This is a genomic window from Xanthomonas sp. WHRI 8932A, assembly GCF_035012785.1.
Classification (GTDB): Bacteria; Pseudomonadota; Gammaproteobacteria; order Xanthomonadales; family Xanthomonadaceae; genus Xanthomonas.
In genome coordinates this window covers 522,091-543,580 of sequence record NZ_JAYGQQ010000002.1, presented here as the reverse complement: position 1 = coordinate 543,580, position 21,490 = coordinate 522,091, and the positions used below count along the sequence as shown (strand labels likewise).

The 21,490-nt window shown below is 65.7% G+C and carries 14 protein-coding genes and 1 other RNA gene; 3 read left to right on the top strand and 12 right to left on the bottom strand.

Annotation, left to right across the window (positions count from 1 at the left end; genetic code table 11):
* Nucleotides 1–95: 95 nt before the first annotated feature.
* From ribD to VC212_RS05075, 5 genes are all read right to left on the bottom strand, one after another.
* A complete protein-coding gene (ribD, locus tag VC212_RS05095; RefSeq protein WP_323514290.1) occupies nucleotides 96–1,190 on the bottom strand; it encodes a bifunctional diaminohydroxyphosphoribosylaminopyrimidine deaminase/5-amino-6-(5-phosphoribosylamino)uracil reductase RibD in 1,095 nt (364 codons plus the stop codon).
* Nucleotides 1,187–1,663, bottom strand: a complete 477-nt coding sequence (locus tag VC212_RS05090) for a GNAT family N-acetyltransferase (RefSeq protein WP_323514291.1) — start codon at nucleotides 1,661–1,663, stop codon at nucleotides 1,187–1,189. Before VC212_RS05090 ends, ribD begins: the two co-directional genes overlap by 4 nt.
* Before the next feature lie 4 nt (nucleotides 1,664–1,667).
* Nucleotides 1,668–2,192, bottom strand: a complete 525-nt coding sequence (gene nrdR, locus VC212_RS05085; RefSeq protein WP_323514292.1) for a transcriptional regulator NrdR — start codon at nucleotides 2,190–2,192, stop codon at nucleotides 1,668–1,670.
* 102 nt (nucleotides 2,193–2,294) lie between these two features.
* On the bottom strand, nucleotides 2,295–3,548 hold the full coding sequence (gene glyA, locus VC212_RS05080) for a serine hydroxymethyltransferase (RefSeq protein ID WP_055850854.1): 1,254 nt from the start codon (nucleotides 3,546–3,548) through the stop codon (nucleotides 2,295–2,297).
* Between the two features lie 193 nt (nucleotides 3,549–3,741).
* A complete protein-coding gene (locus VC212_RS05075) occupies nucleotides 3,742–4,263 on the bottom strand; it encodes an RcnB family protein (protein ID WP_323514293.1) in 522 nt (173 codons plus the stop codon).
* Nucleotides 4,264–4,489: 226 nt separating this feature from the next.
* Between VC212_RS05075 and ettA the strand changes: the two genes are divergently transcribed.
* Nucleotides 4,490–6,151, top strand: a complete 1,662-nt coding sequence (gene ettA / locus VC212_RS05070; protein ID WP_055850852.1) for an energy-dependent translational throttle protein EttA — start codon at nucleotides 4,490–4,492, stop codon at nucleotides 6,149–6,151.
* 558 nt (nucleotides 6,152–6,709) lie between these two features.
* On the opposite strand, the gene def is transcribed toward ettA, so the two are convergent.
* From def to arsC, 3 genes are all read right to left on the bottom strand, one after another.
* On the bottom strand, nucleotides 6,710–7,225 hold the full coding sequence (gene def / locus VC212_RS05065) for a peptide deformylase (protein WP_115512537.1): 516 nt from the start codon (nucleotides 7,223–7,225) through the stop codon (nucleotides 6,710–6,712).
* A 38-nt stretch (nucleotides 7,226–7,263) separates the two neighbouring features.
* Nucleotides 7,264–7,335, bottom strand: a non-coding RNA gene (locus VC212_RS05060) — sX9 sRNA.
* Between the two features lie 238 nt (nucleotides 7,336–7,573).
* Nucleotides 7,574–7,996, bottom strand: a complete 423-nt coding sequence (gene arsC / locus VC212_RS05055) for an arsenate reductase (glutaredoxin) (RefSeq protein ID WP_323514294.1) — start codon at nucleotides 7,994–7,996, stop codon at nucleotides 7,574–7,576.
* 727 nt (nucleotides 7,997–8,723) lie between these two features.
* On the opposite strand from arsC, the gene VC212_RS05050 reads away from it, so the two are divergent.
* Both VC212_RS05050 and VC212_RS05045 read left to right on the top strand, forming a co-directional pair.
* Complete coding sequence (locus VC212_RS05050; protein ID WP_323514295.1) at nucleotides 8,724–9,134, top strand: hypothetical protein; 411 nt, start codon at nucleotides 8,724–8,726, stop codon at nucleotides 9,132–9,134.
* The gene (locus tag VC212_RS05045; RefSeq protein ID WP_115527084.1) at nucleotides 9,127–10,785 is read left to right on the top strand and encodes a PA domain-containing protein; all 1,659 of its coding nucleotides are present in this window, start codon (nucleotides 9,127–9,129) and stop codon (nucleotides 10,783–10,785) included. Before VC212_RS05050 ends, VC212_RS05045 begins: the two co-directional genes overlap by 8 nt.
* A 465-nt stretch (nucleotides 10,786–11,250) precedes the next feature.
* On the opposite strand, the gene VC212_RS05040 is transcribed toward VC212_RS05045, so the two are convergent.
* From VC212_RS05040 to bcsA, 4 genes are read right to left on the bottom strand one after another with little or no spacing between them, the layout of a single operon-like run.
* Nucleotides 11,251–15,765, bottom strand: coding sequence for a cellulose synthase subunit BcsC-related outer membrane protein (locus VC212_RS05040; protein ID WP_323514296.1), 4,515 nt, complete (start codon nucleotides 15,763–15,765; stop codon nucleotides 11,251–11,253).
* The gene (gene bcsZ, locus VC212_RS05035) at nucleotides 15,747–16,928 is read right to left on the bottom strand and encodes a cellulose synthase complex periplasmic endoglucanase BcsZ (protein ID WP_323514297.1); all 1,182 of its coding nucleotides are present in this window, start codon (nucleotides 16,926–16,928) and stop codon (nucleotides 15,747–15,749) included. The genes VC212_RS05040 and bcsZ overlap by 19 nt, the downstream gene beginning before the upstream one ends.
* On the bottom strand, nucleotides 16,925–19,246 hold the full coding sequence (gene bcsB, locus VC212_RS05030; RefSeq protein ID WP_323514298.1) for a cellulose biosynthesis cyclic di-GMP-binding regulatory protein BcsB: 2,322 nt from the start codon (nucleotides 19,244–19,246) through the stop codon (nucleotides 16,925–16,927). Before bcsB ends, bcsZ begins: the two co-directional genes overlap by 4 nt.
* A 44-nt stretch (nucleotides 19,247–19,290) precedes the next feature.
* Complete coding sequence (gene bcsA, locus VC212_RS05025) at nucleotides 19,291–21,432, bottom strand: UDP-forming cellulose synthase catalytic subunit (protein ID WP_323514299.1); 2,142 nt, start codon at nucleotides 21,430–21,432, stop codon at nucleotides 19,291–19,293.
* Nucleotides 21,433–21,490: the final 58 nt, after the last annotated feature.

Below are 21,490 nucleotides of genomic sequence, written 5' to 3'. Positions count from 1 at the left end.
CATTCGATACGGTCATCATCAGGCCTCAAGGCTTACAGAACACGTGAGTTACAGAATCAGCAGCCTGCAACATTCTCTTGCACCAGGGCTACCGCTCATTCAACGGCATCAGGCAGATAGCGCAGCCGCAGGTCTTGGCCAAGTTGGCGCACATCGGCCAAATGCAGCGTGCGACGCTGCACCATGGTGTCGATGCCAAGCCCGGCCAACAACGGTCTGGCGGCATCGCCCAGCACCACCGGCGCCAGATAGACCAGCAGTTCGTCGACCAGACCAGCTTGCAGCAGCGCGCCGCTCAGGGTTGCGCCGGCTTCTGCATGCACTTCGTTGATGCCGCGCTCGGCCAGCAGCGCCAACACCGCTCCCAGATCGAAGCGACCGTCGTGCAGTGGCATCCCGACGAACTCGGCGTTGTGCAGCGGCGTCGCTGATGCGGCGTTGCCATGCAGATAGAGAGTCGGTGCGTCGCCCTGGCGAATCTTCTCGCACCCCACGGTGCGCAAGCGCGCATCCAGTACGACCCGCAACGGCGGCACGAAAGGTGTGTCATCGCCCAGCCGCACCGTCATCGCCGGATCGTCGGCCAGCACCGTGCCGGCACCGGTCAGGATGGCACCGGCACGCGCGCGCCAGCGTTGCACGTCGGCACGTGCGTCTGCACCGGTGATCCACTTGGACTCGCCGCTGGCCAGCGCAGTGCGCCCATCCAGGCTGGCGCCCAGCTTGACCCGCAGCCACGGACGGCCACGCTCCACCCGCGACAGAAATCCACGATTGAGCTCGCGCGCCTGCGCCTGCAGCACGCCACTGATCACCTCGATCCCCGCCTCGCGCAGCAGCGCGAAACCACCGCCGTTGACCTGCGGAAACGGGTCGGCCATCGCCGCGACCACGCGCGCCACACCAGCCTCGATCAAGGCCAATGCGCACGGCGGCGTGCGCCCATAATGTGCGCACGGCTCCAACGTCACATACGCGGTCGCTCCGCGTGCACGCTCGCCGGCAGCGCGCAGCGCAAACACTTCGGCATGCGGGCCACCGGCACGTTGATGGAAGCCTTCGCCCACGCACATGCCATCGCGCACGATCACGCAGCCCACCATTGGATTGGGGCGCGTGGTGTAGGCACCGCGTTCTGCCAGGCGAAGTGCCTGCGCCATCCAGCGGTGGTCGTCGGCCGTCACGTTCATTGCGTTGCTCCCTCCGGCGCGATGGCCATCACCACGATCTGCATCGGGCCAAGCAACAGCTCGGCATGCGCGTGCCAGCCAAGCCGCTGATAAAACGGCACCAGCGCCGGTTGGCAATACAGATACAGCAGCGGCACCTTCAATTGCGCGGCGGCCCGCACGCAGTGCGCCACCAGTGCTTCGCCGATGCCATGCCCGCGCGCCTGCGGCTGCACGTACAGCGATGCCAGCCATGGCGACCATTGCCGGATGCGGCCATCGTCGTTCTCCAGCAGGCTGACCGAGCCGAGCCAGTGCGATTGATCGAGCGCGACCCAGGTGGTGGGAATCACGCCATCGCGGGTATGGCTGCGCAGTTCGCTCAACGCTTCGTCGATGTTCCAGTCCGGCAACAGGCTGCCGAAGGCCTGCAGATGCGCGTGCGCGATGGCAGGCAAATGTTCTGGCGTGTCCGCCACGCAGGCGATGCGCATGCGCTCAGCGCTTACCGGGTTTGCCGGCACGTTCCAACGCCGCTTCCAGCAGCGGCAGTTGCTCGCTGCCGACCGGGAGCTCGCGTTCGAGCTTTTCGATTTCTTCGCGGAAGTCGGCTACGTCCTGAAAACTGCGATACACCGAGGCGAAGCGCACATAGCCCACATGGTCGAGTTTGCGCAGCTCGACCATCACGTATTCGCCCACGCGCAGCGAACCCACTTCGCGCTCGCCGGACATGCGCAGCTGATGCACCACCGCGCGCACCGCCGCTTCGATCTGTTCCTCGGACACCGGGCGTTTCTGCAGCGCGCGGTCGAAGCTGGTACGCAGCTTGCGCGCGTCGAACCCCTCGCGCCCGCCATCGCTCTTGACCACCGTCGGCAGTTTCAGTTCGATGGTTTCCAGGGTGCTGAAACGCTCGCCGCACGCCTCGCACTCACGGCGCCGACGAATCGTCGTGCCGTCTTCGGACACTCGCGAATCGATCACGCGGGTGTCGTTGTGCTGGCAAAAGGGGCAGTGCATCAGGTTGCCGAGATTGGTGAGTGGGGATTAGGGATTGGCAACAGCAGGAACAAGGACGCGCTTGCCGCGCATCCCCAATCCCGAATCACCAATCCCGGCACCTCAGCCATACACCGGATACTTCTTGCACTGCGCAGTTACTGCATCGCGCACCTTGGCCAGCACGGCTTCGTCGGCCGGTGCGTCCAGCACGTCGGCGATCCAGTTGGCCAGGTCGATGCTGTCCTGCTCCTTGTAACCGCGCGTGGTGATGGCCGGGGTGCCCAGGCGCAGGCCCGAGGTCACGAACGGCGAACGCGGGTCGTTGGGTACTGCATTTTTGTTGACGGTGATGTGGGCCTTGCCGAGCGCGGCCTCTGCATCCTTGCCGGAGACATCGCGGCCGATCATGTCGACCAGCATCAGGTGGTTCTCGGTACCGCCGGAGACGATCTTGTAGCCGCGCGCGATCAGCGTGTTGGCCATGGCCTGGGCGTTCTTGACCACCTGCTGCTGGTAGGTCTTGAAGGCTGGTTCCAGCGCTTCCTTGAACGCGACCGCTTTCGCCGCGATCACGTGCATCAGTGGACCACCCTGGATGCCGGGGAACACGATCGACTGCAGCTTCTTCTGCAGCTCCTCGCTGGCGCCCTTGGCCACGATGATTCCGCCGCGCGGGCCGCGCAGGGTCTTGTGGGTGGTCGAGGTGACCACGTGCGCATGCTCCATCGGACTCGGATAAACGCCGGCGGCAACCAGGCCGGCGACGTGCGCCATGTCGACAAATAGATACGCACCCACACTGTCGGCGATGGCGCGGAAGCGCGCCCAGTCGATCTTCTGCGAGTAGGCTGAGAAACCGGCCACGACCATCTTCGGCGTGTGCTCGGTGGCCAGGCGCTGGACCTCGTCGTAATCGATCAGGCCCTGCTCGTCGACGCCGTACTGCACCGCCTTGAACAGCTTGCCGGAGACATTGACCTTGGCGCCGTGGGTCAGGTGGCCACCATGGGCCAGACTCATGCCCAGGATGGTGTCGCCGGGCTGCAGCAGCGCCAGATACACCGCCTGGTTGGCCTGCGAGCCGCTGTGCGGCTGCACGTTTGCGTAGTCGGCACCAAATACCTGTTTGATGCGGTCGATCGCCAGTTGCTCGGCGATGTCGACAAACTCGCAACCGCCGTAATAGCGCTTGCCCGGATAGCCTTCGGCGTATTTGTTGGTCAGCTGGCTGCCCTGGGCCTCCATCACCAGCGCGCTGCAGTAGTTCTCGCTGGCGATCAGTTCGACGTGATCCTCCTGGCGGCCAACTTCAGCGGCGATGGCCTTGGCCAGTTCGGGGTCGTAGGTTTCCAGTCGGACGTCGCGCGAGAACATTCGAAGCTCCGGGGGCAGCTGCAGCCAGTAGGGCCGCCGATTGTAAGCCCCCGCCGCACGGGTGACCAATCGCGCTGCTGGTGCGGGCAATGCGCCCGGTCGGCCGGCGCGCGGCGCAAACGACAAAGGCGCACCGAAGTGCGCCTTTGCGTGATGACCGGCCCGATTGCTCGACGAGCAACCCGGTGCCTGCTCAGTTGTTGAGAACCAGGTCGGCGATGACGCCGGTGGCGATGGCGACCAGCAGCAGATTGCCGGTGTTGTCGCGCTGCCAACGGTAGCCATACGGCGGGCGACGCAGGTTGTAGCGGTCATAGTCGTTCACAACATAGACCGGTCCGTGATAACGCTGGCCACGGGCCCAATACGGGCGCGGCGGCGGGCCAGCGCGGTAGTAGGTGGGGCGATCGTAGACATAGACCCGGTTGCGGTCGTAGCGACGGTCCTGATAGCGGGCATCGCGATAGCCCTCGCGGTAACCATTGCTGTAATAGCGGCGGTCGTCGCGACGTTCGGCCCGGCGGTCATCGCGCCAGTCGCGACGGTCGTTGCCCCAGTTGCCGCGATGATCGCGGCCGCGGTCGTGGCGATCGTCGCGGTCATGCCCGCGGCGGTCGTGGTCGCGGTCCCAGTCGCCGGCGAACGCAGCCGGGGCCATGGAGCCCAACGCCAGGATGGAAGAAAGCACAACAGTGACGATGCGATTGCGGTTCATGACCAGCTCCTGTTTGCGATGTCGCAATTTCATTAAGACGTTGCTCGCCTTAACGCATTCTTGCTGGAATCGATTACGAAAACGCCTATTCAGGTAATAGGTAGGCTGCCGTTTAGCTACACGCCCGTCTGCCGCGGCCCCGGGCACTTGCCCGTATAATTGCCGCAATCCCTTTTCCGCCGCCTCCGGCCTCGGCCGGCGGGCTGCCTGCGTCCACGGAGCACCCATGTCGCAATATATCTACACCATGAACCGCGTCAGCAAGGTGGTCCCGCCCAAGCGGCAGATCATCAAGGACATCTCGCTGAGCTTCTTCCCGGGCGCCAAGATCGGCCTGCTGGGCCTGAACGGCGCGGGCAAGTCGACGGTGCTGAAGATCATGGCCGGCGTGGACACCGACTTCGAGGGCGAAGCCCGTCCACAGGCCGGCATCAAGGTCGGTTATCTGGCCCAGGAACCGCAGCTCAACCCCGAGCACACCGTGCGCGAGGCGGTGGAAGAAGGCGTGGGCGATGTGCTGCAGGCCCAGGCCGCGCTGGATGCGGTGTATGTGGCTTATGCCGAAGAAGGCGCCGATTTCGACGCGCTGGCCAAGGAACAGGAACGCCTGGAAGCGATCCTGGCCGCCGGCGATGCGCACACCCTGGAAAACCAGCTGGACGTGGCCGCCGATGCGCTGCGCCTGCCGCCGTGGGAAGCCATCGTGGGCAAGCTGTCCGGTGGTGAAAAGCGCCGCGTGGCGCTGTGCCGCCTGCTGCTGCAGAAGCCGGACATGCTGCTGCTCGACGAACCGACCAACCATTTGGACGCCGAATCGGTGGAGTGGCTGGAACAGTTCCTGGCGCGCTACACCGGCACCGTGGTGGCGGTGACGCATGATCGCTACTTCCTGGACAACGCCGCCGAGTGGATCCTGGAACTGGACCGCGGCCGCGGCATTCCGTGGAAGGGCAACTACACCGACTGGCTGACCCAGAAGGACGAGCGCCTCAAGCAGGAAGACAACCAGGAAAAGTCACGCCAGAAGGCGATCCAGAAGGAACTGGAATGGTCGCGGCAGAACGCCAAGGGCGGCCGCACCAAGGGCAAGGCGCGTCTGGCGCGCCTGGAAGAGCTGCAGTCGGTCGATTACCAGCGCCGCAACGAGACCAACGAGATCTTCATCCCGCCGGGCGAGCGCCTGGGCAACTCGGTGATGGAGTTCAAGAACGTGTCCAAGAAGTTCGGCGACCGTCTGCTGATCGACAACCTGTCGATGATCGTGCCGCCCGGCGCCATCGTCGGCATCATCGGCCCCAACGGTGCCGGTAAGTCGACCCTGTTCAAGATGATCACCGGCCAGGAAAAGCCCGATTCCGGCGAAATCGTGGTCGGCCCCACCGTGCAGCTGTCCTACGTGGACCAGAGCCGCGATGCACTGGAAGGCAACCACAACGTGTTCCAGGAAATCGCTGGCGGCCTGGATATCCTCAACATCAACGGTGTGGAGATTCAGTCGCGCGCCTACATCGGCCGCTTCAACTTCAAGGGCCAGGACCAGCAGAAGATGGTCGGGGCACTCTCCGGTGGTGAGCGCGGTCGTCTGCACATGGCCAAGACGCTACTGCAGGGCGGCAACGTGCTACTGCTCGACGAACCGTCCAACGATCTGGACATCGAAACGCTGCGTGCGCTGGAAGATGCGTTGCTGGAGTTCCCGGGCAACACCTTCGTGATTTCGCATGACCGCTGGTTCCTCGACCGTATCGCCACGCACATCCTGTCGTTCGAAGGCGACTCGCATGTGGAGTTCTTCCAGGGCAACTACCGCGAGTACGAAGAAGACAAGCGTCGCCGTATGGGCGATGACGCGGGCCCGAAGCGTCTGCGCTTCAAGGCGCTGAAGTAAGCGCGTTCAACTTGTCACGATCAGGGCGCCGCTAGGCGCCCTTTTTGTTTGTGGGGCTGGGGGCGGCAGGTGTGAATGTGTCGCATGGCGTGTGGATGCGGTATGCGTTAGTGCACGCAACGTTTGGGGGTTACGGCGCGTCTGGGCGATTGAAGGTGGGCTTGCCATGATTTGGGCATCACTGGTGGTCGAGGGCGCGATGCCCTTGCCGCTTCCGGGACACGCCGTGAATCCGTCCGTGGAGGCTCCGTAGCGGCATCCATGCCGCCACAGGGTCCCGAAACCGGCAAGGACATCGCGCCTGTTGCGTTGATCGAGCACTGATGGAATCGAGTGGTGCTGCGTTGCGGGGGACGAGGGACAGGGCACGAGGTACGAGTTGATCGGGTGCGACGTCGACCACGGCTGGACGGTATGCATGCGCTACAGAACGTGCAGTAGCTACAGAGCTACACCTGTCCAACTCTGCGCGGCCGGCAGCCATCGCCACACTTGGTGCGCGATCGCTTCGGCACGGCCGCGTTTGCACACGCGACCGTGCCCGGATGAAGTAACGCGTTACAGATCGTAGGACAGCACGTCTTCGAAGCCGAAGGTGTCGAAATTTTCGATGCGCGAGGGATACAGGCGGCCGACCAGATGGTCGTATTCGTGTTGCACCACGCGGGCATGGAAACCTTCGGCCTCGCGCTCGATCGGGCTGCCGTCGGGGGCGAAGCCGCGGTAACGGATGTGGCGGTAACGCGGGATCACCGCGCGCAGGCCGGGAATCGACAGGCACCCTTCCCAGCCGTTTTCCATCTCGTCCGACAGCGGCTCGATCTGCGCATTCGCCAAGGCCGTGCGCGGTACCGTGGGCGCGTCCGGATACCGCTCGCTGACTTCGAAGCCGAACACCATCAGTTGCAGGTCCACCGCGATCTGCGGAGCCGCAAGACCGACGCCGTGCGCATGATCCATGGTCTCGAACATGTCGGCCACCAAGGCATGCAACTCGGCACTGCCCAGGTTGCTCACCGGCGGCGCCACGCGCAGCAGGCGCTTGTCGCCCATGCGGATAATTTCGCGAATCATATCGATGCTCCTCAAAAACACGACAGCGATTTTAGAACGGCCAACACACGCTAGCGAGCGGCTGCCGGGCGGGCATGGGTGGCGCCAACCGGAGTGTACGAGTGCTGCATAACACTTCCTGGCACCGGCCTCGCCTGCCTGTGGTCAACATGCCTGCGGTTAAACGGTCACTTTGCTGGTCGCTCTCAGCGCGGCAAACGCAGTGCGATTTGCGGTAAAGACTGCCATGGCGCCAAGCTGCCAATCCGTCCGGCTGGGTAGTCGCGCAACCGTTTTATTGCTTGCTTTTAGCGCAGCAGCCGCAGAGTGGTTAGCGATGCAGTGCAGGACTGCGATCCGCTGCAGCGCTCAAGCGCCGATCCGCTGCCCGCTCTCGTCCAGCACGGCTTCGCCGTCTTCCTTGGCGAATGCGCTGGTGGCCGGTGGCAACAGGTCGAGCACCTGCTCGGATGGACGACACAGGCGCGTACCCAACGGCGTCTGCACGAACGGGCGATTGATCAGGATCGGGTGCGCAATCATCGCGCTCAACAGTGCGGCGTCCTCCAGCGCGGGATTGTCCAGTCCCAGCTCCAGATACGGCGTGCCCTTCTGACGCATGGCATCGCGCACCGACAGACCGGCATCGGCAATCAGCGATTGCAACGTCTGTCGGCTGGGCGGGTGCTGCAGGTAGTCGACAATCTGCGGTTCGATGCCGACATGCCGAATCAGCGCCAGCGTGTTGCGCGACGTGCCGCAGGCGGGGTTGTGGTAGATGACGGCGTGCATGCGTGACCTGTTCGGTTCGATGGATGCGTGTGTCGCTGCAATCGCTGACGATCGAAGCGCTCTGCAGGACGCGCAGTGTACGAGTGGACGTGTCTAGTCCGTACACGCGCGCCCGCGTTTTCCTGCGGATCTGTCTGCTTGCCCGCTTCGGCCTATCGCTGTGCTGGTTGTTGGTTTCTGACGGCTGGTTGGTGGCTGCTGCTTGCCGCTCGCAGGCATTGGTCGGCGGTGTCGACTGCGTCGTCGCGGCGAAATCCAGACCCCCTCCTGCGGAGCAGCAAGGCACAGTTCGCGCGCGACTGACGCGTCTTGCCTTGGTGCGTCCGCGCCAGCTGCACGGGCCGGGGCGAGGAGCGGCATGGAGCTGTGTGCGCAGCCACCTTGGTGAAGTGAGGTCCATTAGGCGCGGCCGCCAATGCCCCCTCCCGCGCGCTTTCTCGCTGGGAAACAGGAAGCTCGGCGATCTGCCGCACACCGTCGCCAGGGCGTCAGATTTCTGACTAGAACGCCCCAGGACCGCCACCGGTTTCAGAAAAACATCGTTACGCAAGCGCGAGGCTGACGTTTTCAGGACATCTGTTCGCATTCAGCGCGCCAACTGTCAAAAGATTGACACACATCACGGATTCATGGTTCAGTCATGAACAGACTGAAACGGAAGTATCTCTCGAACTCCGGTGTGTCGCACGGCGTTCTTTCTGCGGTTGGACTTAAGGAAATCCCAACGATGATGAGCTTTCGCAAGCCCGGATGGATGCTGTCCGGTGTGCTGTGTGTTGCCTGCCTGCCCGCTGTTGCGGGGGCGCAGGACGTCGCCGCCAGTTCCAAGGTCGGCATCGATCCCGTCACCGGCAAGCTGCGTCCGCTGACCGACGCCGAGAGTGCGGCGCTGGACCAGCAGGCCGGCTCCGCCGCCCGCAGTGGGGTGACCCGCACGACCGTGCCGCAGACCGAGGCGGCCGCACGCGCCACCGAGCGTCGCCTGCCCAACGGCACCGTGGTGCGCAAGTTGCCGGCCACGCAAATGAGCTCGCTGACCGCGACCCGCCAGGCCGATGGCCGCATCGTGATCGAGCACAGCGACGATGCAGACACCCAACCCGCCCACGCCGAGCACGGAGCGCTGCCGCATGAATAAGCCCTTGTTGCTGTTATCCCTGGCCGTGGGCGCGGCGTTGGCGCCGCTGCATGCATCCGCTGCCAACGTCACGCTGATCAATGGCGATGCCGGCACCGTGGTCGGGTTGAACGACCCCACCACCGCGGCACCGTTGGGCGGCAATCCCGGGCGGTCGGTCGGCGAACAGCGTCGCATCGCCTACCAATACGCCATGGATCTGTGGGGCGCGGTGCTGCAGAGCAACGTCGAAATCAAGGTGTATGCCTCGTTCGCACGGCTGACCTGCACCGCCACCGGCGGCACGTTGGGCCAGGCCGGCCCGAACTGGATCGTCAACGACTTCCCCGGCGCCAAGGCCAATACGCTGTATCCGTCCGCGCTGGGCGATGCGATCGCCGGGCAGGACCTGGTGCCCGATCCGGCCGATCCGGCCGACGTGTTTTCGCAGTTCAACGGCGATCTGGGCAAGGACGACTGCCTGGCCGGTTCGGGCTGGTATCTGGGCCTGGACGGCAAGACTCCGGCAGGCCAGATCAACTTCCTCAACGTGGTGATGCACGAGATCGGCCACGGGTTGGGCGCTGCCGGCTTCCTCAACAAGACCACCGGCGTGCTCGGTTCGGGCAGCGGCCTGACCGACGTCTACACCTCGCAGGCCTTCGATAACGTGCAGAACAAGCGTTTCGACGACCCGACCATGACCAACGCCTTGCGCGCCGAGGCGATGCGCACGCCTGGTCGCACGGTGTGGGCCGGCACCCGCGTCAACCGCGAGGCGGCGTTGATCCTGGACCCGCGCACGCTGCTGCAGGTCAGCGCGCCGGCCACTGCGGCCGGCAAGTTCGAAGTGGGCTTTGCCAGCTTCGGGCCGCTGGCCAGCGCCGGTAACTTCCCGGCGCGCGCAGTGGTGACCATCAATGACGGCGTTGCCGCCGCATCGGCCACCGACGGCTGCGAAACCCCGTTCGTCAACGCGGCCGAGGTGGCCGGCAAGGTGGCGCTGATCGACCGCGGCACCTGCGCCTTCGCCATCAAGGTCAAGAACGCACAGCTCAACGGTGCGGTGGGCGTGATCGTGGCCAACAACGCCGGCGGCGTGCAGACCATGGGCAATGCGGCGCCGCCGATCACCGACATCACCATCCCGGCGATCATGGTGTCGCAGGCCGATGGCGCACGGTTGAAGAGCAGCACCGGCGTGGTGGCGGCGCTTTACGAAGATCCCGAGCTGCTGCAAGGCACCGACAGCGCAGGCCGCACGCGGTTGTATGCACCCAGCGTGGTGGCCGGTGGTTCGACGTTCTCGCACTTCGATACCGACCTGCAGCCCAACGCGTTGATGGAACCGTTCGATACGCCGGAAGTGCAGGCGCATCTGAACATCGACCTGACCCCGGCGATGTTTGCCGATATCGGTTGGACCTTGAACCGTGGCCTGACCCGGCTGGGCAACTGCAGCACGCTGGTGCCGACGGTGGAAACCGGCGGTCTGATCGTCGGTGCGAACCTGACCGCCGAGAGCAGCCTGTGCAAGACGCAGAATGCCGGTAACCGCTTCGGTTATCTGACCTGCATGAACGATCACATCCGCGAACTGGAAGACCAGGGTGCGATCAGTCGTCTGCAGCAGGCCGCCACGTTTATCTGCGCGACCAAAGTACGCCCGTAACCCAGGCGTAGACGGTCAGATGTGATGCGAACGGCGCCGCGAGGCGCCGTTCGTTTATGCGTAATCAGCTGTGTACTGGATGCAGCCCTGTGCGTCGATGCAATGCGCGCCATCGCACATCGACAAGGCGCAGAGCGATGCACTGCGTCTGCGCAACGGCTACAACCGCATCAACTGTGTACTGCATGCAGCAATGTGCGTCGATGCAATCCGCGCCATCGCACCTCGATGTAGCGCAGAACGATGCACTGCGTCTGCGCAACGGCTACACACGCTGGCCTCGTTAGGGAGGCGCTGCACAACGCGTCCGCGTGTTTTCGATCAACACCGCTGGCAATGTTCACTACGCACAACTGCTAGATGTTCAGCAGTGGAGGCCGCCGCGTGTGAGCGACATCCCAGGTTCCCCCCTCATGCCGCGCGTTGTTCAGCCCTTCCTTCGCTCACACCACGCGTTGCCGTGCCTCACCGATCTGCGGCATACGGCGAGGTCAGCACCTGCGGTGCGCGCCCCAACGCGGCGCCCAGGCGATCCATCACAAAGCGCAGATAGAGATTGCTGCTGAACTGGTTGTAGTCGCGTGCATTGTTGAAGGTCATGCGCCCGCCCAGGAACAATTGCGGCGCCACCTGCCATTCGGCTGCGCCACTGAGGTTGTACGACACGCCGGTGCGGCTTTCGCCCGCATACACCGGGTCGGTGTAGCGGTCGACCAGGCCGAGCAGCGCCGCCAGCGATGCGGCGTCGTAGGCGGCCTGCTGCAGCGTCGGGTCGGTGGGGAAATACGGCGTGGGGTCGGTCTTGAAATGCTGCACGCCGACGCTGGCATCGACCTTCCAGTTGACGCTCTGCCCGGCGCTGCGCCCGCTCCAATGCACCGGGAAACCGAGGTCCACATATTCCTGCGGGCTGAAGTACCCGCCGTGGCCGTACGTAAATCCACTGAGGTTCTTGTCGTACTGCATGGCGGTCAGATTGACGCCGGCGGTCAGCGACTGATGCTGGGTTTCCAACGCATGTACGTAGAAGCCCAGGTCGGCCTGGCGGTGGTCGTTGTCGGCCACGTTGTTACCGATCAAGCGGTGCGCGGCAAGGTTGGCATACCCACCGAGCAGGCCGTTGTCGGCGGTGGCAGAGAGCACAAAGCCGTTGCTGGTGACGCCGCCCCATTCGCGGCCGCTGCGTGCATCCTGCGCACCGGCGAACGACAGCACGCTGTCGGTGACCGCGCGCCGCGAGGCATCGGCCGACCAGCTCACCGTGTCGCCGATCTCGCCGCGATAGCCGACGCCACCGACGACGTTCTGCTCCTGGAACCCGATCGGCGTGCTGCCCACATCGGCGCTGAAACCGCCATTGCGATAGCGCACGCCGATACCCACGCCGGTGTCGTCCTGGCTGAGCCGGCGCGCACCATTGCCGGTGGCGGCCATGCTGTTGAGCGTGGCGGCCAGCGAAGTGGGCGTCTGCCGCGCGGCAGCGGTGCTGCTGGCCAATGCCTGCAACGCGGCACCGTCGCCGGCGGCCAGCTGTTCGCTGATTGCGGTATTGCTGAGGATGTCGCGCGCCAGCTGCGCAATCGGCGTGCTGGACGCGTTGACACTGAGCAGATATGCCGGCAGCGGCTCGTTGACCAACGCGGCCAATGCCGCCGGCGTGCTGTTGTTATTTTCGGTCAGCAGTTCGCCGAACAAGCCGGTATTCAAGGCGTAACGGCGCAGGCGTTCGCGTGTGGCGACGTTATCGCCCTGGGTGGCGAGCAACTGATACACCGACGAGTTGGTCAGCGTGTCGATCGGGCTGCGGTCGGCGGCAAGCGCATCGTTGACTGCCGTCTGCGGGCCGGCGCCGAAACGGCTGGCAGTGGCGTAATCGGTGGTCAGCGTGCCGGCATCCACCACGGTGGGCGTCAGCGTGACGCCGAGCTTGCCTTCGCCCACCGCAAAGTCGGCCTGCACCGGCATTTCGATGTCGTCCAGTCGGCCAAGGCCGTCCTCGCCATCGCGCGAACGATACAGCGCGCCACCGGCGAGGTTGTCGCTGTTTTCCGATTGCACGGCGCGTAACTCGTCGAGCACGCCGTTGCCGCTGCTGGGCGCACGCGTTTCTTGCGCGGCAACGCTGCGCGAAGGAGCCGTGTTGTCCGGCACGAACGCGGTAGCGCTGCGCGTGGGCAGGCGGCTGCGGCTGTTGGGCGCCGGCAAGAACGAGGGTGCGGCGCTGGCGCTCACCGGCTGCGGCAGCGTATCGACCGTGTTGCCGGCGTAGGCATCGACGGCTGCGGCGGTGGCGAAGCGTGCAGTTGCCGGTTGGGTGGCGGCCGGCGGCTCCAGTGCGACATCGGCAAACGCGTTACCCGCCGGCATGCGCTCGGACAGCACTGCCGGCGAGCGCGGCATGGCGCCGGTCATGCCAGAGAACGGATTGAGCGGACGGCCGGCCGAGGCGACTGCCGCCGGGCCACGTGCGCCCGGCAGGCCGTTGTCGAGCTGACCGGCCTGGCGCTGCTGCGCGGCCAGCGATGCGCGGAAATACTGCTCGGCCTTGCGGTTCTTGCCGGCGCTGCGATACACGCGGCCGGCGGCGGCGAGCACGTCCGGCGATTCCGGCGCCTGCGCCAGCGCGCGCTGCAGATAAGTCTCGGCGTTGCGCAGATCCGACTGCGCGGCGGCGCTGTTGGCGGCAGCGGTGAGCGTGTCCAGATCGTTGGGGTGGCGCTGCAGGATCTGCTGATAGATCGCCAGCGCCTGGCGCTGATCGCCGGCGGCGGCATACAGCCGTGCCAATGCCGCCTGAGCGTCGCGGTTGTCCGGTTGCTGGGCCAGGATCGGCGACAACGCGTCGTAGGCGCCTTCCAGATTGCCGAGCTCGCGCAAGGCATCCACCTGGCGCAGCGTGTAGGCGCTGCGCAAGTTTTGATAGCGACGCAATTGTTCCGGCGTCATGGTGGTGGACTGCAGCTGGCGCAGCACCGCCGACAACTCGGCGTCCTGACGCGCACGCAGCAGCACGCCGGCATATTGCAGGCGGTCTTCGGTGCGCGGATTGGCGCCGGTGACCAGCCGCTGCGCCAGCACCAGCGCGCGCGAGGCATTGCCGGCGTCGGCATGCGCGCCGGCCAGGGCGGCCAGCAATTGCGGATCGTCGAGCTGGTTGCCCAGCGCGGTTTCGGTACGTGCGAGCAACTGCTGCGCCTCGCCCACCCTGCCCTGCTCCACCAGCAGCCGCGCCTGACGCGCCTGCAGTTCGATCCAGGCAGTGGTGCGCAGTTGGGTCATCTCCGGCGTGCGCGCTGCGGCAGGAATGCGATCCAGACTGTCGTACGCGCCCTGCCAATCGCCGCTTTCCTGTGCGAGCAAGGCGTTGGCGTGCAGCGCTTCGGGTTGGTCGCCGTGCACGGCAAGCAGGCCATCCATGACGCTGCGCGCCTGATCGGGGCGGCCGGCCTGTTGGTACAGGCGGGCCAGATCCAGGCGAATCCAGGCATCGCCGGGGCGTTCGACCATGGCCGCTTCCAGCTCGGCCTGCGCGCTGACCGTATCGCCGGCCTCCAGCGATTGCCGCGCGCGGGCGCGCTGCACATTGGAACGCAACAAGGCTTCGCCACCGGATTTGGCGCGCTCGGCGGCCGGCAGGCGATTGAACAATTCGCTGGCTTCGGACATGCGCCCCTGGCGGCTGTACAGCCCGACCAGGCCCTGCAAGGCGCCGGCATTATCGGCATCGCGCGACAGCGCCTTGCGATAACTGGCTTCGGCCGCAACCGGGTCGCTGGCGCTTTGCAGACCGCCCAGCGCGACATGGCCGGCCGGCTCGTTGGGCAGCAACTGCACCGACTGCTCCACCAGCTGACGTGCCTGCGCGATGTCACCGCGTGCGCGTGCGGCCTCGGCCTGCTGCAGCTGTTGCCAGTAGCGCGCGCTGTCCAGCGCACCTTTCCATTTGCCATTGCTGGCCGCGGCCGGGCGCAGCAGTTCCTGCGCTTCGGCAAAGCGTTGCTGACGCAGCCGCACCGAACCCAGGCCACCCAATGCTTCCGGGTCGCGCGCACGGGCGCGTAGCACCTGGGTGAAGCGTTGTTCGGCGGCGCTCAGATTGCCGGCGTTGAGCGCGCGAAAGCCCTCGGCCAGCGCGATGCCGTTGGGATCGGCGGGCGCAGCGGCAGCCGCCGTGCGTTGTTCGCGCAATTGACCGAGTTTGGCGGTCACTTCCGCATCGGCCGGGCTGCCGGCCAGAAATGCCTGATACAGCGGTGCATCGGCGGTGCTGGCGTTGAGCCACAGCAGCGCCTGGCGCCAGCTGGTGCGCGCCGGGCCGCCCACATCGGCGCGTTGGGCAAGCGTGCGCAATTGCGCGATGCCTTCGCGACGGGTGGGTTCGCGATAACTCAATACCTGGGCCAGCGCCATCTGCACGGACGGGTTGGCCGGGTCGCTGGCCTGCAGCGTGCGCAGACCATCGCGCGCACGCTCCCAACCGGTCGGCGTGCCGGCCAGCGATTGGTAGTACTCCAGCGCAAGCGTCGGCGGCGGCGCCTTGCCGGCGAACACGGCCTCGTAGCTGCGCGCAGCTTCCACATAGCGCCCGGCCGCGGCGGCGCGGCGTGCGTTGCGCAGATTGGGGTCTTCGCCGGCAGTGGCGCTACCGCGCGCACCGATCGCCACGCGCAGGCGCTGCGCCTGTGGCGATTGCGGATGCGCGGCTTCGAGCTGCTGCAGACGCTTGCGCGCCTCCGACTGACGGCCCTGCGCCAGATCGATCTGCGCCAGGCCGAGCAAGGCGTCTGGCTGGTCCGGATCGATGCCGAGCAGCTTTTTCCAGGTGTCGGCGGCCAGATCGTCGCGTCCCTGGTCGTGCCAGTAGTTGCCCTGCCCGACCAGTTGCTGGGTCGCGCTGGTCTGCGCGTGCACCGGTGAGACGAGCAGGCACAGGTCGATCATGCCGGCGAGGTAGAGCGGGGTCAGGTTTTTGCGGAGCATGCAGGCGTTCTCCAGGCGGGCAGCAGGCGCCCGTCTGCGGCAAAGCGGTAGCGGTTCTCAAGCCAGCCCTGTCCAAACAGGGCCAGCGTGCGTTCGAAGTACGGCAGCGCGGCGGCGGCCGGTGTGGCGGCGAGCGGAATCCGCTGCGCCTGTGCCTTGAGCAGGGTGGGCTGACGCAGCGCGCTCAGGTAAGGCAGCAACGCGGCGGAAAACCCCACCGGCACGGCGCCGGTGCCCACGCCGCGGGCGGTGTCGATCTTTTCGGCGAACGCGGTGCCTGCGGCCAGCAGATCGGCCGGGCCGGACAAATCCTGCAGCAACTTCGCGCGCAGCGGCTCGCCGGCATCCAGCATGCCGGCCCACAGATACACGCGAATGGCATCGTAACTGCCGAGATTGCCGCGTTTAGGATCGGCGCCGAAGGCCTTGCCGTCCCACACCGTCCAATCCGGTGCAAAGCCGACCGGCGCACTGTCGTGCAGCACGCGCGCAGCGTTGGCGGCGATCGCCGCCCATGGCCCCTTGGGGTCGGCGTTGGCGCAGCGCCGCAGTACCTGGATCGGCAGATAACTGGGATTGAGCGTCCAGCGGCCCGGCTCGACAAAGCCGCTGCGGCCGGGCAACAACATCGGCCCCAGCCCGGGCAGCGTGGCCACTTCCTGGGTGCGCATCAGTTGCAGGATCTGCTGGCCGGCCTTGCCGTAACCGGGGCGGTTCCACAGCCGGCCGGCTTCCAGCAAGGCATAGGCGATCCACAGCTCGCCATCGCTGGCGGTATTGGCATCGAGCACGCGCCACTCGCCGCTGCCATCGCGGCCCCACAACCAGGCCGGCAGATTCAGATCCGGGCGGCCGCCGCACAGGTTGTGCCGGGTCCAGCCCAGCACCTTGTCGAATAGCACCTGGTCGTTGGCCACCAGCGCGAAGAACAGCGCGTACGACTGGCCTTCGGAGGTGGAGCGTTGATCGGCGTTGAGAAAGTCCACCACCCGGCCATCGGGCTGGATGTGCTTGGACACGAACGCGTTCCACAATGGCCAGGCGCCGCACTGTGCGGGCGCTGCCATCGCGCCGGCCGGCAACAGCGCGGACAGTGAGGCCAGCGCACCGGCGCGCAGCAGGCCGCGGCGCGTCATGGCACTGCCGCGCGCGGCCGCGTTCATGCGCCGTGGCCGTCGTTGAGGCGCTCGGCGGTATGCCGGCGCAGCAGCACGCGCGCGGCCAGCGCCAGCAGCAGCGCCAGCAGCACCACGGTCAGGGCCAGCCACACCGGGTGATGCGAGAAGTACCAGCGCAACCAGGTCGGCAGCGGCAAGTGACCCACGTAGTAGGTCTGATTGCCGACCAGGCTGGTGACCTTCTTTTGCTGCAGCAACACCACGCTGCCCTGGAAATCCTTGAGCAAGGCCGGGTCGAACCAGGCATCGAACAGACGATTCATGTTGGCCGGGTCTTCGGTCTGAAACGCGACCACACTGCGGCCGGATTTCAACGGCGATTCGAAGCCCATCAGCAATACGTCGTCCGGCTGTGGCTGCAACGCGATGTCGGTGGTGGTCGGCAGATCGGTGCGGCGCGCGTCGAAGGACAAGAAGCCGGGTAGTTTTTCGAACAGCCAATCGGTCAGGCCGATACGGCGGTTCTGCCCGTCCTGGCCCACCGGCAGCTGCGCACGCCATTGCTTGAACAGCGGTTGCGATTCGGCGCTGCCCAGCAGCAACAGATCGCGATCGGCGTGCTGCTGCACCGCGCTGGCGGCGATGATCTGCGCATGCAGTGCCGGGTAGCCGGTGGACGCACCGAACCTGCCGAGCAAGGTCAGCACATTGCCCAGATCCTGGTCGCCCGGATTATTGGGCAGCACGATCGCCGATTCGGATAGATCGGCCAGCCGCGTGAACGGATAGCCGGCATTGGCGAACGCGGCCAGATTCGGCATCGCCATGTAGTGGTCGAAACCGCTCAGGTCGATGGTGGAATCGGCATCGATGGCGCCGGAGACATCCGGGAAGGTGTTCTTGCAGGCCTCGCCTTGCGGGCGATCGAAAAAGAAGTGGAAGCGCAGCTGGCTATTGGCCGAAAACGCGCCCACCGGCAGTGTCAGATCCTGATGCACCGGCATGTTGCCGCGCGTGCCCAGGCTGTTCCACCAGCGCACCGGCGTGGACTCGGCGAATGGGCGGCCAGTCAACGGCAAGGTGGTCACGAACGACTCGTTGATACTGACGTTGAGCGCGGACTTGTTGTCCTCTTCCGGCAGCGTATAGCGGTACTTCAGCGCCACCGGAATGCCGTCGCGCTCCCACACGAACAAGTCCGGCGGCAGCTGCAGACCGACCCGGATCAGGTCCGGGTGATAGCCGGTGACGTTGAGCGCGCCGGGCTGGGTGACCAGATCGCCGAAACGCACCGGATGCTCGCTCGAAATCCATTTGGGCGCGTCGTACGGCCGACGCGGCGTCGGCGCGGACATCTCGCCGATCCGCGCCACCGCACCGGTCAGCGGTGCGCGCAACGCCAGCGCGGTGGCCGCGCGTTGCAGATCCTCGGTGTTGCGACCGAGCACCAGCAGCAGCTTGCCGTTGGGATCGGTCGGGTTGACCACGATGGCAACCGTCGGCCCGCGGATATCGGCCACGCCGCTGTCGGCGGTGGCGAACTGCGCAGGCAAGGTGTTGGGTGTGGCGAACACCACCGCGTTGCCGCTCGCCGGCAAGCTGCTGGTCGAGGCCGGGAATACCGCGCCGCGATAGCCGGCCAGGGTGCCGAACCACGACGCCACGGTGCCGGCCGCCTGCAGCGTGGCCATGTCCGGCTGCTGCGGGAAATAGAACGGCAGCTCCAGACGCCGCGTATCGCGCACATCGAAAAACGGCACCGGCAACAGCGCCAGGTTGTTGGCCAGCGCCAGCGGCGTGGTGGTCAGCGACAGGCTGGTGGCCGCATCCACATTCGCCCACAGGCTGCTGTGGTCGGGGTCTTCGCACTCACGGGTGTAATGCCCGATGAGTTGCAGGTTGAGCTGGTTGTAGTCGGTGATCAGCCGCGGGTCGATCGGCAGATCGGCCGACAGCAACTTGCCGGCGTTGGCCTTGTCGGTGGGCAAGCTCGCAACGGTCACGCCGTTGATGGTGACCTTGACGTGCGACAGGTCCGGCAGCAGCGACGGCGAGTAGCTGTATTTCAGATTGAGCGTGGCAGCGGTGACGATCTCGTCGCTACGCACGCTGAAGGGCACGCCGGCACTGCCCTGCACACCACGCAAGGTGATTTCGTAATCAATGCCCAGATCGCGCAGCGTGGCCGCGCGCGCGCTGCCGGCGGGCGGTGTGGCCGCGGTAGGCGCGACCGCTGCGGCGCTGGCACTTTGCGCATCGGCGCCTGTCTGCGCGGCAGGCGCCGTCGGTGCGGTCTGTTGCGCCTGTGCCAGACCGGCCAGAAGCGTGAACGCGCAGGTCAACACGGCCGGGGACATTCGCATCAGTTGCTTCTTGGCAGGGGAAAGGGAAACACCACGCATCACGCTCACGACTCCAGATCCGCGCGCGCCGGGCGGAAGCCCTGGCGCGTGCTGTCCACCATATGCCGACCCAGGCGCCCGAATCCGCGCGCACTGGCGGCCAGCACCTGGCCCATCGAGCACCAGAACGAATCGCGATCGTGCTGGCCCCATTGCGACAACCAGATATCGGCACGCGCAAAGGTCGATGCCACCAGCCAGCGTTCCTGTTCCATCGACATCTCGGTGAACTGGATGCTGACCTGACCATCGCGATCCTGACGCACCACGGCCGGCAAGGTCTGCTCCACACCGCGATGACTGAGCCCGATCTGCACCGTCGAGCCGGGCTCGATCGGCTGCGGTTGCGCGAGCTTGATCGCCATGCCGCCGGTGGAAAAATTCACCGAGCGGCAGGCCAGCACGCCGCCGTCGGGCAGGTACAGATTGACCGGGACATCCAGCGGCACCCGGTGCGCGCTACGCACCTGGCGGGTTTCGCTGGCGGTGGCGATCGTGGCGCCCAGCAGCACCATGTTGTAGAGCGTCCAGGCCAGGTTGAACCAGATCGTCTGCTGCTCGCCGCTGCCGCCGACATAGACCAGCCGCAGCACGCCGGCGACCACGCCGGCCACGTTGAGCAGCAGCAGGAACAGATACGGCTTGGCGATCTGCGCATCGAAATAACCGCGCGCCACCAGCCCGCCCTTGGGCGTGACGTTGAACTTGCCGAGCTTGGGATTGAGCAAGGCCACCAGCGTCGGGCGGAAGATGTACCAGGCCAGCGTGGTCTCGTAGACCTCGTTCCACAGCAGATGCCGGAAGCGGCTCTGCACACGCAGATTGGTCAGATTGGCCTGCAGGATGTGCGGCAGCGCGTAGGCCAGGATCATCAATGCCGACGCCTGGATCACATGCGCGCCGAAGAACAGATACGCCAGCGGTGCGGTGAGATAGATGATGCGCGGCAAGCCGTAGAAAAAATGCAGCATCGCGTTGAGATAGCACAGCCGCTGCGACAGCTTGAGCCCGCGGCCGAGCAACGGATTGTCGATGCGTGCGATCTGCGCCATGCCGCGCGCCCAGCGGATACGCTGCGCCACGTGCCCGGACAGGCTCTCGGTGGCCAGTCCCGCCGCCTGCGGCACCGCCAGATACGCCGTGCGATAGCCGCGACGCTGCAACTTGAGCGCGGTGTGCGCATCTTCGGTGACGGTTTCCACTGCCACCCCGCCAACCTCTTCCAACGCAGTGCGCTTGATCACCGCGCACGAACCGCAGAAGAACGTGGCATTCCATTGGTCGTTGCCATCCTGCAACAAACCGTAGAACAGCTCGCCTTCGTTGGGCACCTTGCCATGCGTATCGAGGTTGCGCTCGAACGGGTCCGGCGAAAAGAAATAGTGCGGCATCTGCACCAGCGCCAGCTTGGTGTCGCGCAGAAACCAGCCCATCGCCACCTGCAGAAACGAGCGGGTCGGGATGTGGTCGCAATCGAAGATGGCCACGTATTCGCCGCTGCATTTTTTCAAGGCGGCGTTGATGTTGCCGGCCTTGGCGTGCGCGTTGTTGGTGCGGGTGACGTAGTTGATGCCGACCTCGGCACAGAACTCGCGGAACTCGTCGCGGCGGCCGTCATCGAGCAGATAGATGTTGATCTTGCCGGCCGGCCAATCGATCACGCTGGCGGCCAGCACCGTGGTGCGCACCACCGACAACGGCTCGTTGTAAGTGGGAATGAACACATCCACGCTCGGCCACAGGCTCTGATCGGCGGGCAATGGGACCGGCTTGCGATTGAGCGGCCACAGCACCTGAAAATAGCCCAGCACCAGGATCACGAACGCGTACAGCTCCGCACCAAGCAGGCCCAGGCCGAGGATGAAATCCACCGCGCTGCCCACGCCCATGGTCTGGGTCATGCGCCACCAGATGTAGCGGCACGACACTGCCAGCGACATCCCCATCATCATCAGGATGACCACACGCCCACCACGGTTGCGCACCGCCAGCGCCACTGCGAACAGCACGCCGGAGAACACCAGCTGCTGGGTGACATCCATCGGGACTGCGACCACGAACACCAGCAACAACGCGCCCAGCAGCCACAGCGCCCAGGTTGCCAGCGTGGGCAACGGTGATGCGGAACGAAGGCTGGCAGTGGTCATCGGGCAATCCTGGAAACGTGGCAGACGTACGGCAACGCGGCGACAAACGCATCACGCG

Excerpts from the sequence above, each read along its gene's own strand:
- VC212_RS05040 (WP_323514296.1), bottom strand. The coding sequence starts at position 15,765 with ATGCTCCGCAAAAACCTGACCCCGCTCTACCTCGCCGGCATGATCGAC.
- ribD (WP_323514290.1), bottom strand. The coding sequence starts at position 1,190 with ATGAACGTGACGGCCGACGACCACCGCTGGATGGCGCAGGCACTTCGC.
- def (WP_115512537.1), bottom strand. The coding sequence starts at position 7,225 with ATGATTCGCGAAATTATCCGCATGGGCGACAAGCGCCTGCTGCGCGTG.
- VC212_RS05045 (WP_115527084.1), top strand. The coding sequence starts at position 9,127 with ATGAATAAGCCCTTGTTGCTGTTATCCCTGGCCGTGGGCGCGGCGTTG.
- bcsZ (WP_323514297.1), bottom strand. The coding sequence starts at position 16,928 with ATGAACGCGGCCGCGCGCGGCAGTGCCATGACGCGCCGCGGCCTGCTG.
- bcsB (WP_323514298.1), bottom strand. The coding sequence starts at position 19,246 with ATGCGAATGTCCCCGGCCGTGTTGACCTGCGCGTTCACGCTTCTGGCC.
- nrdR (WP_323514292.1), bottom strand. The coding sequence starts at position 2,192 with ATGCACTGCCCCTTTTGCCAGCACAACGACACCCGCGTGATCGATTCG.
- VC212_RS05075 (WP_323514293.1), bottom strand. The coding sequence starts at position 4,263 with ATGAACCGCAATCGCATCGTCACTGTTGTGCTTTCTTCCATCCTGGCG.
- bcsA (WP_323514299.1), bottom strand. The coding sequence starts at position 21,432 with ATGACCACTGCCAGCCTTCGTTCCGCATCACCGTTGCCCACGCTGGCA.
- VC212_RS05090 (WP_323514291.1), bottom strand. The coding sequence starts at position 1,663 with ATGCGCATCGCCTGCGTGGCGGACACGCCAGAACATTTGCCTGCCATC.
- VC212_RS05050 (WP_323514295.1), top strand. The coding sequence starts at position 8,724 with ATGATGAGCTTTCGCAAGCCCGGATGGATGCTGTCCGGTGTGCTGTGT.
- glyA (WP_055850854.1), bottom strand. The coding sequence starts at position 3,548 with ATGTTCTCGCGCGACGTCCGACTGGAAACCTACGACCCCGAACTGGCC.
- arsC (WP_323514294.1), bottom strand. The coding sequence starts at position 7,996 with ATGCACGCCGTCATCTACCACAACCCCGCCTGCGGCACGTCGCGCAAC.
- ettA (WP_055850852.1), top strand. The coding sequence starts at position 4,490 with ATGTCGCAATATATCTACACCATGAACCGCGTCAGCAAGGTGGTCCCG.